Origin of the sequence: Robiginitalea aestuariiviva, assembly GCF_029537735.1 — a bacterium.
GTDB lineage: Bacteria > Bacteroidota > Bacteroidia > Flavobacteriales > Flavobacteriaceae > Robiginitalea > Robiginitalea aestuariiviva.
The window spans coordinates 388,511-403,092 of record NZ_JARPUQ010000003.1; the positions used below are offsets into that span (position 1 = coordinate 388,511).

General features: G+C 56.6%; 16 protein-coding genes. 8 read left to right on the forward strand and 8 right to left on the reverse strand.

What is annotated here, in order from left to right; genetic code table 11:
- Positions 1-11 precede the first annotated feature (11 nt).
- On the reverse strand, positions 12-1,355 hold the full coding sequence (gene purB, locus OZ410_RS14305; RefSeq protein ID WP_277708700.1) for an adenylosuccinate lyase: 1,344 nt from the start codon (positions 1,353-1,355) through the stop codon (positions 12-14).
- 33 nt (positions 1,356-1,388) lie between these two features.
- Positions 1,389-1,958 (reverse strand): adenylosuccinate lyase, encoded by a 570-nt coding sequence (locus OZ410_RS14310; RefSeq protein WP_277708701.1) that lies wholly within the window; start codon positions 1,956-1,958, stop codon positions 1,389-1,391.
- A gap of 30 nt (positions 1,959-1,988) precedes the next feature.
- Here OZ410_RS14310 and OZ410_RS14315 point away from each other — a divergent pair, with 30 nt between their 5' ends.
- Positions 1,989-2,462, forward strand: a complete 474-nt coding sequence (locus tag OZ410_RS14315; RefSeq protein WP_277708702.1) for a heme-binding domain-containing protein — start codon at positions 1,989-1,991, stop codon at positions 2,460-2,462.
- Here OZ410_RS14315 and OZ410_RS14320 read toward each other — a convergent pair.
- A complete protein-coding gene (locus OZ410_RS14320) occupies positions 2,416-3,129 on the reverse strand; it encodes an SIR2 family NAD-dependent protein deacylase (RefSeq protein ID WP_277708703.1) in 714 nt (237 codons plus the stop codon). The two genes, OZ410_RS14315 and OZ410_RS14320, sit on opposite strands and share 47 nt — an antisense overlap.
- 59 nt (positions 3,130-3,188) lie before the next feature.
- Here OZ410_RS14320 and OZ410_RS14325 point away from each other — a divergent pair, with 59 nt between their 5' ends.
- The 3 genes from OZ410_RS14325 to OZ410_RS14335 all read left to right on the forward strand — a co-directional run bounded on the left by OZ410_RS14325 (position 3,189) and on the right by OZ410_RS14335 (position 4,849).
- Positions 3,189-3,851, forward strand: coding sequence for a TrmH family RNA methyltransferase (locus OZ410_RS14325; RefSeq protein WP_277708704.1), 663 nt, complete (start codon positions 3,189-3,191; stop codon positions 3,849-3,851).
- A gap of 77 nt (positions 3,852-3,928) precedes the next feature.
- Positions 3,929-4,459 (forward strand): SRPBCC family protein, encoded by a 531-nt coding sequence (locus OZ410_RS14330; RefSeq protein ID WP_277708705.1) that lies wholly within the window; start codon positions 3,929-3,931, stop codon positions 4,457-4,459.
- Positions 4,460-4,468: 9 nt separating this feature from the next.
- A complete protein-coding gene (locus tag OZ410_RS14335; protein ID WP_277708706.1) occupies positions 4,469-4,849 on the forward strand; it encodes a VOC family protein in 381 nt (126 codons plus the stop codon).
- A gap of 8 nt (positions 4,850-4,857) precedes the next feature.
- Here OZ410_RS14335 and OZ410_RS14340 read toward each other — a convergent pair whose 3' ends face one another.
- From OZ410_RS14340 to OZ410_RS14355, 4 genes are all read right to left on the reverse strand, one after another.
- Positions 4,858-6,552: an alpha-amylase family glycosyl hydrolase gene (locus OZ410_RS14340; RefSeq protein WP_277708707.1), complete on the reverse strand. Its 1,695-nt coding sequence runs from the start codon at positions 6,550-6,552 to the stop codon at positions 4,858-4,860.
- A gap of 45 nt (positions 6,553-6,597) precedes the next feature.
- Positions 6,598-7,338 (reverse strand): carboxypeptidase-like regulatory domain-containing protein, encoded by a 741-nt coding sequence (locus OZ410_RS14345; RefSeq protein ID WP_277708732.1) that lies wholly within the window; start codon positions 7,336-7,338, stop codon positions 6,598-6,600.
- 105 nt (positions 7,339-7,443) lie between these two features.
- Positions 7,444-9,207, reverse strand: a complete 1,764-nt coding sequence (locus OZ410_RS14350) for a DEAD/DEAH box helicase (protein ID WP_277708708.1) — start codon at positions 9,205-9,207, stop codon at positions 7,444-7,446.
- A 140-nt stretch (positions 9,208-9,347) separates the two neighbouring features.
- Complete coding sequence (locus tag OZ410_RS14355) at positions 9,348-9,947, reverse strand: non-canonical purine NTP diphosphatase (RefSeq protein ID WP_277708709.1); 600 nt, start codon at positions 9,945-9,947, stop codon at positions 9,348-9,350.
- A 43-nt stretch (positions 9,948-9,990) separates the two neighbouring features.
- On the opposite strand from OZ410_RS14355, the gene OZ410_RS14360 reads away from it, so the two are divergent.
- The 4 genes from OZ410_RS14360 to serA all read left to right on the forward strand — a co-directional run bounded on the left by OZ410_RS14360 (position 9,991) and on the right by serA (position 13,872).
- A complete protein-coding gene (locus OZ410_RS14360) occupies positions 9,991-10,461 on the forward strand; it encodes a methyltransferase family protein (protein ID WP_277708710.1) in 471 nt (156 codons plus the stop codon).
- Positions 10,462-10,530: 69 nt separating this feature from the next.
- Entirely contained in the window at positions 10,531-11,151 is a 621-nt protein-coding gene (locus OZ410_RS14365) for a hypothetical protein (protein ID WP_277708711.1), read from the forward strand.
- Complete coding sequence (locus tag OZ410_RS14370) at positions 11,142-11,834, forward strand: DUF3307 domain-containing protein (protein ID WP_277708712.1); 693 nt, start codon at positions 11,142-11,144, stop codon at positions 11,832-11,834. The genes OZ410_RS14365 and OZ410_RS14370 overlap by 10 nt, the downstream gene beginning before the upstream one ends.
- Positions 11,835-11,988: 154 nt before the next feature.
- Positions 11,989-13,872: a phosphoglycerate dehydrogenase gene (gene serA, locus OZ410_RS14375; protein ID WP_277708713.1), complete on the forward strand. Its 1,884-nt coding sequence runs from the start codon at positions 11,989-11,991 to the stop codon at positions 13,870-13,872.
- A gap of 214 nt (positions 13,873-14,086) precedes the next feature.
- Here the strand turns inward: serA and OZ410_RS14380 are convergent, their stop codons facing one another.
- Positions 14,087-14,557, reverse strand: coding sequence for a 23S rRNA (pseudouridine(1915)-N(3))-methyltransferase RlmH (locus tag OZ410_RS14380; protein WP_277708714.1), 471 nt, complete (start codon positions 14,555-14,557; stop codon positions 14,087-14,089).
- Positions 14,558-14,582 lie beyond the last annotated feature (25 nt).

A 14,582-nucleotide genomic window follows, 5' to 3' on the forward strand; every position in this document is an offset into this window, starting at 1 on the left:
GCGGCTTTTCTCTATATACCGGTATAGGTTTCGGGGCGGATGGCCCGCATCTCGGCCTTAACGGCCTCAGCAATGTCTAACGCATCGATGAATTCAGCCATGGTCGCGGCCGTAATCCGGGCGTTGGTGCGCGTCAGGGCCTTCAGGGCCTCGTAGGGGTTGGGATAGCCCTCCCGCCTCAGGATGGTCTGCAGAGCTTCGGCCACCACGGCCCAATTGTCTTCCAGGTCGGATTCCAGGCGCTGCCGGTTCAGCAGGAGTTTGCCCAGGCCTTTCAGGGTAGCTTCGAAGGCGATCAGCGTATGGGCCAGGGGCACCCCGATGTTCCGGAGTACCGTGCTGTCGGTCAGGTCCCGTTGCAGGCGGGAAATGGGCAGTTTGGCAGCCAGGTGCCCGAACAGGGCGTTGGCAATGCCCAGGTTACCTTCCGAGTTCTCGAAATCGATGGGGTTCACCTTATGCGGCATGGCGGAAGACCCGACTTCCCCTTCCCGGATGCGCTGTTTGAAGTAATCCATGGAGATGTATGCCCACATATCCCGGTTCAGGTCGACCAGGATGGTGTTGATGCGGCGCAACCCGTCAAAGAGGGCCGCCATATGGTCGTAGTGTTCAATCTGGGTGGTGGGGAAGGAGTGGTGCAGTCCCAGTTGCTCCTGCACAAAACGCTGGCCGAAGGCTTTCCAGTCTACCCCGGGGTAGGCAATGGCATGGGCGTTGAAATTCCCGGTGGCCCCACCAAACTTCGCGGCGGACGGGATGTCGTTCAACAGGTCGAACTGCTCCCGCAGGCGGGTAGCGAAAACGGCGATTTCCTTACCCAGGCGGGTAGGGGAGGCCGGTTGCCCGTGGGTGCGGGCCAGCATGGGGATGTCCTTCCACTCGTCGCTCAGGGCTTCGAGTTTCTCCAGTACGGCCTGGTAGGCCGGGATGTAGACTTCCCCCACCGCTTCCTTCAGGGAAAGCGGGATGGCGGTATTGTTGATGTCCTGGGAGGTAAGCCCGAAATGGATAAATTCCTTGCAGGCGGAAAGGCCCAGGTCGTCAAAGCGTTGTTTCAGGAAATATTCCACGGCCTTTACGTCGTGGTTAGTGATTTTCTCAATGGCCTTGACCGCACGGGCATCCTCCAGGGAAAAATTTTCGTAAATGGCGCGCATCGCTGCAAACCGGCTGGCATCCACTGCTTTAAGTTGGGGCAGGGGGAGCTCGCACAGGGCGATGAAGTACTCCACCTCCACCCGCAGGCGGTAGCGGATCAGGGCGGCTTCGGAAAAATAGTCGCTCAGGCGGGCAACTTTGCCCTGGTAGCGCCCATCCACGGGCGAAATGGCTAATAACGGATCTGCGGCCATAGGGGGTCGTTTAGAAAGAGGCAAAGATAGGGATTATGCCGGTTTATCCAGCAATTTCAGGACCTTTCGGGCCCTGGCCTGATAGCCGGCGCTGCCTGTGGGGTAGCCTTTTTCCAGGGTAGCCCGTAACTCCCGGTGAACCCAGGGCCATTCCCGCCCCAGGGCAAACAGGGTTTGCATGGCAAAGGCTTTCGGGGCCACTTTGTGCGGGCCGATTAGCCAGTCAAAACAAGCCACCACCATGCGCTCCCGCTGCACCATGCTCAGGGGCGGGCGGGATGCTTCCGGCTTCCGGGTATACGCCAGGGACAGGATTTCACAGATTTTGGCCATGGGCCGGATGGAAGACTCCCCCTGCAGGTGTTCCAGCCCCAGGGTGAATGCTTCCAGGTGCGGGAACAGGATTCCCGGGGTTTCCCCAATGGCCCGTTCCAATACCCAACAGGCCCGGTGCCCTGCGGGTTCTTCTGCCCCGAAGCCGATATCCAGCAGGGTGGGCACCCACTGCGGGTTGGCCAGCACCTCCCCGGCCATGGCCGTGCGGGCTTTCCGGGTGGCATCTACATAATCCAGCCGATGTAGCAGTTGGGCTTTCTCTTCCAAGTTTGTACTTTAGTGAAAAAGATACACATCGTGAAAATAGGGAAAAAAATAGCCTGGGCCCTGCTGTTGGCCTTTATCGTGATCCAGTTCATTCGGCCGGAAAAGAATGAGTCCACTTCAGACCACCTGCAGGCCTTCCTGCAGGAAACTACCCCGCCGGAAGGGGTGTCTCAAACCCTTTCCAAAGCCTGTTACGATTGCCATAGCGATCATACGGAATACCCCTGGTACAATCATATAGCCCCGGTGTCCTTCTGGCTGGCCAGCCATGTAGACGAAGGGAAGGAACACCTGAATTTTTCCGAGTGGGCTGCGTATTCCGCCAAAAAGAAAGACCACAAGCTGGAAGAGGTGGTGGAAACGGTAGAGGAAGGCGAAATGCCCCTGCGCGAATACACCTGGACGCACGCCGGAGCCCGCCTGACGGCTGAAGAAAAGGAGGCCCTTATCGCCTGGGCTAAAAAGTCCCGGACCCTTTACCCAACAGCTGCCGCACAAGAGTAGGCACGCCCACTGCTGCCCGCTCCGCAATAATTTCCAACCCGTCGAAATCCCCCGGGAGCACCTGAGGCCTGGGGTCAATAAAATACAGGGGTACCCCGGTACGCTTGTAATGCACCAGCCCGGCAGCCGGATATACCTGCATAGAGGTGCCTACAATGAGCAAAAGGTCCGCCTGTTGTACGCAGGTTGAGGCGGGTTGGAGCAAGGGCACTTCTTCTCCAAACCAGACAATGTGCGGTCGCATGGGGTAGCCTTTCGGGCAGCGGTCTTCCAGCGCGAGGTCGTCTTCCCAGAAAAACACCTCTGCTCCAGGCCCGGTACTGCGCACCTTGCGGAGTTCGCCGTGCAGATGCAGCACCCGTGAGCTGCCTGCCCGTTCGTGCAGGTCGTCCACGTTCTGGGTTACGATATTTACCTCAAAGGCTGCCTCCAGTTCCGCCAGGGCCTGGTGCCCGGCATTGGGGGCTACGGATTTGAGTTGCCGACGCCGCTGGTTGTAAAAATCCAGCACGAGTTCGGGGTTTCGGTGATATCCGGCCGGAGAGGCCACTTCCATCACATCGTGCCCTTCCCAAAGCCCGTCTTCATCCCGGAAGGTACGGATACCACTGTCTGCACTCATCCCGGCCCCGCTCAGGACCACCAATCGTTTTTTCGTATATCCCATCTGTTTTGCCGGGTCTGCCCCGCGATGAATTTTGTTAAATTTAGGCGCCAAACGGACATATGCCAAGTTTTGACCCGGAATTATTGGAATACCTGGAGGGGTTTTTAACCTCCCAACGCAAGGCCCGATTCCTGGAGGTCCTGGCCCGGCGTACCCGCTACATTACGGTGGCCCTGGAAGATGTGTTCCAGCTGCACAACGCCAGTGCGGTAATCCGCTCCTGCGATGTTTTTGGCCTGCAGGAGGCCCACCTGATTGAGGCCCGTTTTGGCCGGAGGCTGGATAAAAAAATTGCCATGGGCGCCCAGCGCTGGGTGGATATCCACCGGCATGCCACCACGGCCGATTGCCTGCGTGCCCTGAAAGCCCGCGGATTCCGCATTGTAGCCACCTCTCCCCGCGAGGGGAGCCTGACCCCGGACGACTTTCCCCTGGACCGCCCCCTGGCCCTGTTCCTGGGCACCGAAAAGGAAGGCCTGAGCCAGGAAGTAATGGAGCAGGCCGACCACACCATCCACATCCCTATGCAGGGGTTTACCGAAAGCCTGAACATCTCTGTGGCGGCGGCCATCCTGCTGTACCGCTTAACACAGCGCCTTCGGCAGTCCGATATGCCCTGGGGGCTATCCGAGGCCGACCAGCTGGAGAAGCGCCTGGACTGGACAAAAAAAACCATCAAGTCTTCTGAGGATATTATTGCCCGTTTCCGGAGCGAATCCTGATTTTTTGTACCTTAAGAAGGCGGGTAAAGCGGGCGCCATGCCAGGCCCCCATCCCGCCAGAAACAACAACCTGCCTTATGACAACCGCACTCTATATTATTGCAGGACTCTTACTCCTGCTTATTGTCCTGTACCAGCTGGGCCCTGCCCGCTACGACGTTTCCCGAAGTATCGAAATCCAGAAACCCCCGCAGGAGGTCTTTGAGTACCTCAAGCTCCTGAAGAATCAGGACCACTGGTCCCCCTGGGGCAAGCGGGACCCGGATATGAAAAAGGATTTCAGGGGCAAGGACGGCATGGTAGGCGCCGTGAGCGCCTGGGAAGGCAATAAGGAAGTCGGGTCCGGGGAACAGGAGATTACCCGTATCGAACCCGGCCGCCGCATCGAAACCGAATTGCGGTTCCTCAAGCCCTGGAAATCCACCTCCGATGCTTACATGGAGGTTGAACCTTTGGGCTCCGGCACCCGTGTCCGATGGGGATTTAAGGGGGAGAATGGCTTTCCCATGCGCCTGATGATGCTCTTTATGAGCATGGACAAAATGGTAGGAAAGGATTTTGAGGAAGGCCTGGCCTCCCTGAAGGCCCTAATGGAAACCAACGCCTAACAGCAAACTATGGAAACAAATATGGTAGCCTGGTTCGAAATCCCCGTTACGGATATGCAACGGGCCCGGGCATTTTACGAAAAGGTATTCGATATAGAGATCCACGTGCAACAGATGAATGATCTGGAGATGGGGTGGTTTCCCATGGCCCCGGGTAAGTCCGGGGCGCCGGGTTCCCTGGTGAAACACCCGGAATTTTACTTTCCCAGCAAGGACCAGGGTACGTTGGTATATCTGCAGTGTGCGGATGTACAGACCCAGTTGGACCGGATTGCCGGCCTGGGCGGGGAAATCCTGCAATCCAAAAAATTGATTGCCGAAGGCATGGGCTATATGGGCCTATTCCTGGATAGCGAGGGCAACCGGGTTGCCCTGTATTCACAGGCTTAGGTGCTGGCTTAAGGTTTGAGTTCCAGCAGAGCCACGGCAAAGGGGCTTTCAAATTCGGCGCGCCCGTTGCGCACCACCAGTTCCTGCCCGGAGTAGGCATCCCGAAGCGCGGTGCCGTCTCCAAAGAAGCCACGCACCAGAAGGGACTTCTTGCCTTCCTTTAGGTCCAGGCCAATCACCACCTTATCGCGAAAGCCTTCCCCGGTATAGCTTCGGCTGAACACGTAGGGTGAACTGCTCAGTCGGTGGTGCCGCCCTGCCCCCACTGCGGGGTGCATCCGGCGGAAACGTCCCAGTTTTTGCCAGTGGTCCAGGATGTTTTGGGTGGTTTCCAGGCTGTCCAGATCACCCCAGTTCATAAACGTCCTGAGGTTGGCATCGCCCACCGCGCCTTCGGCTCTAAGCGGGCGCGAGGTTTCATCCCCGTAATAGATCTGAGAAATTCCAGGGGTGAGCAACAGCACATTGGCAGCCCGGTAGGGTTGCACCCGGTCCGGGTCAAAGGGGTTGCCGTCGTCGTGGGAGCTCAGGTAGTTCATTACGGATTTACCGTTCAGGGGGTTTTGCAGTAAGCGGTTGTATTTGCGAAAGGTCTCTTCGTAGGGATTGGCGGCGTCCATCTTCAACTCGAAGTTGATCAGGGCCTTGAACCCGTGGTCGAAATAGTCCACTTTGCGGTTGCCGAAATCGTAGTCGCGACCCCCGGAAATCCCATACCCGTATACCTCGCCCACCATAAAAAAGGGATTCTGGTCCAGGATGCGATCCGGATGCAGTTTTTTCCAGTTTTCGAACGCGAAGGAAGCCTGCTTGTAGAGTTCGCCCCAGGCCTTTTCATCCGCGTGTTTAGCCGTGTCTACCCGGAAGCCGTCTATGCCCAAATCATTCACGTAATCCGTGAGCCATTTAATGAGGTAAAAGCGGGGTGCCCTGGGGTAGCCGGTGCGTTCAAAAAACACCTGTAGCTCATCCAGTTCCAGGCTCAGCCGCCCTTCGGCCTTCCACTTGGCCAGCAGGGCGTCCGGCAGTTCCACCGGGGCATCGGATTCCGTATAGATATCGGGGAGGTTTTCCACCAGGGTACAGGCGGTTGTGTTTTCATAGGAATCGAAAGTGCAGACAGGTTCCTGCCGCACCCAGTCCTTGGGCCAGGCAGCGTCCTGGTCCGTAACCGGGCCGGTGTGGTTCAGCACCACATCCATCAGTACCCTAATCCCATGGCTGTGGGCGGTTTCCACCAGGCGTTCCAGTTCGGCCCTTGTCCCAAAATTAGGGTCCAGGGCCGTCCAGTCCTTGGCCCAGTAGCCGTGGTATCCGTAAGAGAGGCCGGTGCCCTCGTCTGTGGCCCCGTGGATTTGCTCTACTACGGGAGTAAACCAGATGGCATTCACCCCAAGACGGTCAAAATACCCGGCTTCAATTTTGTCGATAATCCCGGCCAGGTCTCCCCCCATAAACCCCCGTAAGGGGCCTGTGGGGAGGGTGCGGTTAAAGTTTACGTCGTTCTCGGGCTTTCCGTTTCTGAAACGGTCCGTGAGGAGGAAATAAACATTGGCCCCTTCCCAGAGGAAGGGTATGCTGTCCGTTTGCGCAGCTGTTTTGGCTTGTTCTTCTGTGGTTTGGGAGGCGTCCTGTTTCTGGGGTTCGCCCTGGCAATTCCAGAGCAGCAGCAAGGCCAGCAGCGGCAGCAACAGTGGTTTCATGTATTAGCTTTGCCTAAAGCTATAAAATGGCGGGGAGAAATAAAACTAATTTTCCCGGTTCAGCACCTTAAATTCCTCGTAGCAGCTGCTCAGGGCATCCAGAATCTGAAGGTCATTTGCGGTTTGTATAAACGAGCTGGAATAATTACAATTGGTGAGGATGTCTTCGATGTCCACTTTCTCGAGCTGCAGGAGTTCGGTCAGGGTTTCCCGGTCAAATTTGGATGCCAGCAGATCCCGGATGCGGTCGTCTTCCTTGATCTGCCGCAACTTGCGCATCTGCCGGGGGTGTTTCCCGAATAAATTCCGCAACAGGTCCGCCGGGTTCAGGATGGCGCCAAGGACCTTAGTTACGGCACTGGGGTTTTTACTGCCCGCCTCATAACTTACCGGGAGCCCGGAAATGCTGTACTGGTAGGCTGTGTTTACCGGGAGGTTGCGCACGTCCACCTCCAGGTATCCCGTAAGCTGGTAGGGGCGTACAATTACCTCCTCCAGGGCATAGGCCAGCTCGGTCAGGGCAATTTTGGTCCCGGAAAACCGGAACATATCATTGGTTACCCGGATTTTCTGGGATTTAAAGCCCAGGTAGGAAAAATAGAGGGTATCGTTAACCGCGGCGCGTATGGAAAATTCCCCCTGGGCATTGGTGATAGTGCCCACCACCTGGTTCAGGTTAATCACGTGTACGCTCTCCAGAGGCAACTGGCTCTGGGCATTGATGACCACGGCGGAAAAAGTGTCTTCTGAATCGGCGTCCTGGGCCAGGGCCGGAAAGGCCGCCAGCCAGGTTAATGCCAGCAGGAGCAGGTACCTGATTGGGAGGGATGCATTCACTACGCTAATAACGTAAAAAATCCAGGTGAATGCCAAATTTTAGCATGGGATTAACTAGCCTTTACCAGCTTGTTTCTTCCCTTTTTTATTCTTTTTCCCGGCCGGTTTCCCATACCCTTTCCCCTTTTTTCCGGGGGGCTTCCCGTAGCCTTTGCCTTTTTTGGCATAGGGGGGCTTCCCGCCTTTTTTCCAGGGTTTTTTCTTCCCCTTGTATGCCGGGGGAGCATCGGTGAGTTCCACCTTGATTTCCCGGCCTTCCAGGTTGGCCCCTTTCAGGCTCTCCAGGATCAGGGGGGCTACTTCGGGTTCCGTGCTAAAAAAGGAGAAGCTGTCCTTGGTCTCCACCTTGAAGATATCTTCTTTGCCCAGGCCGGTAGCTTCCTTCAGCATGTCCTTGAGGATCATCCAGTCCAGCCCGTCCCGCTCCCCAACATTGATAAAGAAGCGCGCCGGGGCATTCCCGGGCAATTGTTCGGACGTTCCACCTGCTTTCGGACTTGCCTTGGGATCCTGGTTTTTGGCATAGAATTCGGCAAAACGGCTGAATTCTACCGATACCATTTTGGCGATTAGATCGTCCCGGTCCAGGCCGTCGAGCAGGTCGTTCACGGCGGGCAGGTAGGTTTTAACCTCCGGATGGATTTCTGTGTTGCGGATCGAATCCGCCAGGTGATACAACTGTATTTCGCAGATCTCCATCCCGGTGGGCAGGGGCAGTTCCTCAAAGGGCCGGCCTGTTATGCGTTCCAGGGCGCGGATGCGCCCACGCTCCGATCGGGTCATGATAATCAGGGAAACCCCAGATTTTCCAGCCCTGCCGGTTCTGCCGCTCCGGTGGGTATAGGTTTCAATATCGTCCGGCAGCTGATAATGGATAACGTGGGTGATGTCGTCCACATCGATGCCACGGGCGGCCACATCGGTGGCTACGAGTAATTGTAACTGCCGTTTGCGGAAGGCGCTCATGACCAGATCCCGCTGTTGTTGGCTGAGGTCGCCGTGTAAGGCCCCCGCATTGTAGCCGTCTTCAATCAGTTTTTCGGCCACCTTTTGCGCATCCCTTTTGGTACGGCAAAAGACTACGGAAAACAAACCGGGGTTGGCGTCGGCCAAACGGCGCAAAGCGGCGTAGCGTTCCCGCCCGCCTACTAAGTAATATTCGTGGCGTACGGTAGCTGTGGCCACGTTGCGCCCGCCTACGGTCAATTCGGTGGGTTGGTGCATAAATTCGCGGGCAATCCGGGCTACGGCATCCGGCATGGTAGCCGAAAAAAGCCAGGTCGATTTGTCCGAAGGGGTATGCGAAAGGATGTCGGTCAGGTCTTCATAGAAACCCATGTTCAGCATTTCGTCCGCCTCGTCCAGCACGCAGTAGGTTACCTTGGAAAGGTCTGCCAGGCCCCTGGAGATCATGTCCTTGATCCGGCCGGGGGTGGCTGCAATGATATGGGCGCCGCGCTTCAGGGCGCGGGCCTGTTCCTGAATGGAGGCGCCTCCGTATACGGCAACCACCGAGAACCCAGGGATAAACTTGGCATACGCTTGCATTTCGTTGGTGATCTGCAGGCAGAGCTCGCGGGTAGGCGCCAGAATAATCGCCTGGGTGGTGCGGCTGTCGGTGTCTATACACTCCAGCAGTGGCAGGCCAAAGGCAGCCGTCTTCCCGGTACCGGTTTGGGCCAGTGCTACCAGGTCCTTATCCCCGGTAAGCAATTCGGGGATGGCCCGTTGCTGGATTTCAGTAGGAGTTTCGAAGCCAAGGGCTTCAATGGCTTTTAAAACAGGGGCGCTCAACCCCAAATCGGTAAATGTAGACATGTAGTGTGGTTGGTCAACCAGGCGTTCGGCGTCCTGAATATATTGGAAAGCAGGGTTGGACGGCGGTTGCAATTCGGGGGCAAATATACTTCGAATAATCCAGACACCGTCTTTTTTCGAAGACTTTAAATTTCTGGTATTCAGCCTGGTTTATGGGCTCCTGCATCCTCCATAAACGCCTGCAGGGCACGAAAGGCCTTTCCCCGGTGGCTGATCCGGTTTTTTTCGTCCCGGGTCAATTCGGCAAAACTGCGGGAATGCCCTGTGGGGCGGAAGATGGGGTCGTACCCGAAACCGCCTTCTCCTTGTGGGGCCCTGAGGATTTCTCCCTGGGCAACCCCCTCAAAATAATGAAAGGTATCCCCTTCGGTCAGGGCAATGATGGTGCGGAAGCGGGCACTGCGGTGATCAGTGTCGGCCAGGGCGGTTAACAGCTTTTCGCAATTGGCCTTTGCATTGCCCTCTGGGCCGGCATACCGGGCCGAATAGACCCCCGGGGCCCCGTTCAGGGCTTCTACTTCAAGGCCGGTATCATCTGCAATGCAGTCGTACCCGTAATGTTGCTGCACGTGTGCGGCTTTCAGGCGGGCATTACCTTCCAGGGTTTCGGCGGTTTCCGGGATGGTTTCCATACAGCCGATATCCGAAAGGGAAAGCAATCGGAAGCCCGGGGGCAGCATCTGGCGGACTTCTTCCAGTTTGTGGGGATTATGGGTGGCAAACACCAATTCTTTTTCCATAGGGCAGGGGTCGGTTCCACATCAAAAATACTACATTTGAGAGATGTTCAGAACCCATGCATTGGAATTGAAAATCCCGCCAGCCCTGGTTTTCCTGGCATTTGGCGGGGCCATGTACCTGCTGGCTGCCTTTTTGCCCGTGGGCCAGTTCGATTTTTTCGGGAGGGAACTCCTCTGGCAGGTGCTGGCTGGCCTCGGCATCCTGGTGGGTTTGATTTCCGTGGGTCAGTTCCTCCGGCGGGGGACCACCCTGGACCCCTTCCGCCCGGAAGCGACCGGGGCACTGGTAACCGGAGGGGTTTTCCGCTTCAGCAGGAATCCCATGTACCTGGCCCTGCTCCTGGTTTTGCTGGCCTGGGGCCTCTGGCTGGGCAATGCGTTTAACGCCGTAACGGCCGGCCTGTTTGTCGCCTATATGAACCGGTTTCAGATCCGGCCTGAAGAGCGAATTTTGGAAGACCGCTTTGGCGGGGCTTACCGCCAATATGGCCAGGCCGTACGCAGGTGGTTTTAGATTTGCGCATGTTCTTTATTATTGATATATTTGCTTATATATATAAAAATAAGCTAAAAACCTTATACAGTGATCGCCGTTCTTACCGCCGACCTCATCAATTCTGCGGCCCACCCGCCCGCGGATTGGTTGCCGCCGCTTAAGGCCCTGCTCTCCCGCAAGGGCAAAAGCCCGTCCGATTGGGTCATTTACCGGGGTGATGAACTGCAGTTGCGCCTGGACCCCAAGGATGCCCTCCGGATAGCCTTCCGCCTAAAGGCCCTGGTGCGCACTTTTTCCGGGATGGATATCCGGATCGCAATCGGGTTGGGGGGCGAGAACCACCATGCCACGAACCTCTCGGAATCCAATGGGGGGGCCTACCGCCACTCCGGAAGGCTCTTTGAACAACTGAAAACCCGGAAAATACACCTGCAGGTAGCCAGTGGGGCAGCCGCTCCGGATCGCACCCTGAACCTGATGCTGCGACTGGCCCTCCAGTTTATGGACCAGTGGACACAGGTTTCCGCGGAAATGGCCGGGATGGTCCTGGACCACCCGGAAGCCTCCCAGCAGGAACTCGCCAATAGCCTGGGCATCCGGCAGCCTGCCGTTAGCCAGCGCCAAAGCCGGGCTCGCCTGGATCTGGTGTGGGAATTACTGGAATATTATCAAACCGATTACCTCAAAACCCTGCCCCCATGTTCGTAAAACTCCTGTTGGCCCACCTGCTTGGGGACTTTCTGCTCCAACCCCGCCGGGCCCTGATCCATAAACAGGCCCGAAAGGCGGCATCGCCTTTTTTTTACCTGCATGTGGGCATCCATTTTGGGCTGGCCTGGTTGCTGCTCTGGACGCCCTCGGGATGGAAACCCGCCCTGCTGGTGGCGTTGTCCCATGGGGTAATTGACCTGGTCAAGCTGTATACCGAAAAAAGGTATAAGCGGGTAGAAGTCCCATTCCTGCTGGACCAGGCCGCACACCTGGCCGTGCTGGGGGCCGTGGCCTCTTATCCGCATACCCTGGAGGCCTTGCAGGGGATGTTGCAGCAGACCAACTGGGCCCTGGTTACCGGGTTATTTTTTGTGACTTACCCGGCCGCCATCCTGAACGCCCGCCTGCTGGAAGGGTTGTCCCGTCAGATCCAGTGGGACCACGCTTCCCTGCCCGGGGCGGGGATGTATATCGGCATTCTGGAGCGGCTGCTGGTGTTCCTTTTTATCCTGCTGGACCACTGGGAAGCCATAGGCCTGCTGATTGCCGCCAAGTCCGTGTTCCGTTTTAACGACCTGAAGGAGCAGAACAACCGCAAATGGACGGAGTATATCCTCATAGGTACGCTGCTAAGCTTTGGAATGGCCATTTGCGCAGGGCTGCTGGCCCGGATGGGCTAAAGCCTTCCCAATGCGGAATTCGCAATGAAAAGGGAGATAGCCCGCATTTTTTTAACAAAGCCGCCTGCCTTTGTAACGGCCTTTCGAATTTGGCGTCGGCTTCCTGCCGAAGCGGGTTTTTCTTGTTATATTCACGCCCTGAAAACACCTGACCGTGAGCCGCAAATTTGTCTTCGATTTTGACAGCACCCTGACCCAGGTGGAGGCCCTGGATGTCCTGGCCGAAATTACCCTGGGCGACCGGGAAGACCGGGGGGCGATTATCCGGGAAATCCAGGAAATCACAAACCTCGGCATAGACGGAGACATCTCCTTTACCGAATCCCTGGAACGGCGGATCCGCCTGCTGGGTGCGCACCGGAAAGACCTGAAACCTCTCATTGCCCAACTCCGCAAAAAGATTTCCCGATCCATTGCTGCGAATAAGGAATTCTTCGAGACTTATGCGGAAGATATCTATGTGATTTCTGCGGGTTTTAAGGAGTTTATCGTACCCATTGTCTCGGAATACAACATCCCAGCGGAGCGGGTCTATGCGAACACCTTTGAATGTGATGCGGACGGGAATATTGTCGGTTTCGACAAGGAAAATTACCTGGCTGCACACAACGGGAAGATCGACTGCCTGCGCGCCCTGAACCTGGAAGGCGAGGTACAGGTCATTGGCGACGGCTACAGCGATTATGTGATGCGCGAGGCCGGAATTGCCCATAAATTTTTCGCCTATACCGAAAACGTGCACCGCGACAAGGCTACCCGCCATGCGGATCACGTAGCCCCCAACCTGGATGAATTTTTATTTGTAAACGATTTGCCTAGAAACCTTTCCTACCCCAAGAACCGTATCAAGATTTTATTGCTGGAGAATGTACACCCGGCAGCCTTTGAAAACCTGACCGAAGACGGGTTCTCCGTAGAGCTGGTCAAACACAGCCTATCCGAAGACGAACTCGTGGAAAAGATCAGAGGCGTGCACGTGCTGGGTATCCGCTCCAAAACCCAGGTAACCCAACGGGTGCTGGATGCCGCCAACAAGCTCATGGTGGTGGGGGCGTTCTGTATCGGAACAACCCAGATAGATTTAGACTACGCCCGCCAGAAGGGCGTGGTGGTCTTTAATGCTCCGTATAGCAATACCCGCTCCGTGGTCGAACTGGCGGTGGGGGAAATTATCATGCTGATGCGCAGCATTTTTCCCCGGAGTACGGAAATTCATTCCGGCCAGTGGAACAAAACCGCAGCCAATGCCCGGGAAATCCGCGGCAAGAACCTGGGGATCGTGGGTTATGGAAATATCGGGAAACAACTTTCCGTCCTGGCCGAGGCCATGGGCATGCGCGTGTATTATTACGACGTGGACGAACAGCTGGCCCTGGGCAACGCCGTGAAGTGCGACAGCCTGGAGGATTTGCTGAACGTTTCCGATGTGGTGACCCTCCATGTGGACGACAACCCCGCCAACAGGAATTTTATTGGCGAACGGGAAATCGGGCAGATGCGACACGGGGCGTGCCTGATTAATCTCTCCCGGGGTTTTGTAGTGGATATCCCCGCCCTGGTGGAAGGCCTGAAGAGTGGCAAACTCGGGGGCGCTGCCATTGACGTGTATCCGGAAGAACCCGCCAGCAATGGGCCCTACCTCACGGAACTGGCCGGGCTGGACAACGTGATCCTTACCCCGCATATTGGGGGGAGTACGGAAGAGGCCCAGCGCAACATTGCGGATTTTGTGCCCAACAAGATCATGGAGTACATCAACTCCGGCAGTACGGTAGATGCGGTAAACTTCCCCAACATCCGCCTGCCCAAGCAGCAAAAGGCCCACCGCTTCCTGCACATCCACAAGAACGTGCCCGGCATTATGGCCCATATCAACCAGGTGCTGGCCTCCTACGATATGAACATCACCGGGCAGTACCTCTCCACAGATCCCGACGTGGGATATGTGATCACAGACCTGGATAAGGATTACAATAAGGCGGCCATCAAGGCGCTGAAGAATATCGAACACACTATAAAATTCCGGGTGTTGTACTAGCCACCCGCCGGTTGCAGGGGGCAATCGGGCAGGCGCTTTTAGGGAAGGGCCCAGGGTTCAGGATGTAGGGCTTCTGGGTTGAAACCTTGTGTGCAGCCTCTTAGGGGAGCCACCCGCCCACCCGGCTTAAAAGTAGGGTGCAGGTCCGAAACCGGATTGCAGCGGACCAACCTCAAACCGCAGCTTACCCCCGCAGGATTTGTTCCGGTTATTCTTAATCGTTGTGATACGGGTCGCCCTTCAGGATGGACAGGGCGCGGTAGAGTTGTTCCACGGCCAGCAGGCGTACCACCTGATGGTTAAAAGTCATGCGGGAGAGGGAGATGCGCCCGTTTGCCCTGGCCTGCAGCTCTGGTCCGAAGCCGTATGCCCCGCCAATGACCAGTACCAGGCGCTTAGGGCCGGTATTCATCCCTTTCTGGAGATAGTCTGCAAACTGGCGTGAAGTAAATTCCTTCCCCTTTTCGTCCAGCAGCCAGACCAGGTCCCGGCTTTCAAGGCGCCGTATGAGGGCGTCGGATTCTTTTTGGCGCAACAGGGCAGGGTCTGCCCCTTTTGCCCGCACATTGGGGATGCATTCCAGTTCAAAGGGAACATAGCGGCCAATCCGGTCTGAAAACGTAGTGACCAGTTCAGTCAGGGCCCCTGTATCTGTGGGGCCTACGGCAAGCAAAAGCAGTTTCACCCCGGGAAGGTACACCATTGGCGGC